2 protein-coding genes are annotated in these 1,113 nt (G+C 46.4%); both read left to right on the top strand.

From position 1 onward, the window contains the following. On the top strand, window positions 1-988 hold a 988-nt coding region (gene cas1 / locus Q0277_RS09860), incomplete at its 5' end, for a CRISPR-associated endonuclease Cas1 (protein ID WP_297997638.1). Continuing rightward, window positions 985-1,113 (top strand): CRISPR-associated endonuclease Cas2 (cas2, locus tag Q0277_RS11210; protein ID WP_366517343.1); only part of this gene is annotated, 129 nt, incomplete at its 3' end. The genes cas1 and cas2, both read left to right, overlap by 4 nt.

A 1,113-nucleotide genomic window follows, 5' to 3' on the forward strand; every position in this document is an offset into this window, starting at 1 on the left:
AAAAACCTTCTCGCAAAGCTCCGTCATCCACATCACGACGCCGTTTTATTTTTTAGCTTTGTCTCAAGGCAAATTCGTCCTAAAAGACAAAGGCGTTATCAAGCATAAATTTCCCATAAATCAAATCAGCCAAATCATCATAAATGCGCAAATTTCACTCAGTTCCGCCGTCATCAAAGAGTGCGCCAAAAAGAAAATTTCCATAAATTTCATCGACGAAAAGACCAATCTCAGCTACGCCACGCTCATCAGCGCAAATTCCACCATCTCTAAAACTGCCGCCTCGCAAATTTCGCTGCTAAAAACCAAAAGACCGCTTCGTATCGCTCAGCAATTCATCATCGGCAAGCTAAAGAATCAGATCAACTATCTAAAATATCTAGGTAAATACCATAAAAATCTAGGTGCCGAAATTAAAGCGATGCAAGAAATTTTAAAGCTCCGCGTCCCAAACGCCGCTAGCGTAAATGAGCTTCTGGGCTTTGAGGGCAGCGCCGCAACCGCCTATTGGCAGGCTATCGCAAAGGCGATCGACTACGAGTTTGGCTTTAGTGCGCGAGTGACGCAGGGCGCTACCGACGTCGTAAATTCCGCCCTAAACTACGGCTACGCGATCCTTTATTCAAAAATTTTAAAATCCATTGCCACCGCAGGTCTGTCGCCGCATGTATCCTATCTGCACGCGCTCGATGAGCAAAAGCCCACTCTCGCCTTCGATCTCATCGAGGAATTTCGAGCCTTCATCGTCGATCGCGCCGTCATCTCGATGGTAAATAAAAACGAGCCCTTTGAGATAAAAGACGGGCTCCTCTCTGCCGCGACTAGACAAAATATTTCTAAAAATGTAAACGAAAAGCTCTTCGCTTATACCGAGTATCGCGGCGAGAAGCTAAAAGCGCAGGATATCATAGACAAGCAAGCCTACGCTCTAAAACGAGCCGTAACGCAAAACGAAAAATATAAGCCTTTCATCGGGAGATTTCAATGAATTTAATCATCTGCTACGACGTCTGTGCGACTAAGCGCCGAAATAAGATCGCCGCCCTGCTGGAGGGCTACGGGCTGCGGGCGAACTACTCGGTGTTTGAGCTTGACGTTTCCGAGCGTGAATAT

It is taken from the genome of uncultured Campylobacter sp. (genome assembly GCF_938030815.1).
In the GTDB taxonomy this organism is placed as follows: Bacteria; Campylobacterota; Campylobacteria; order Campylobacterales; family Campylobacteraceae; genus Campylobacter_B.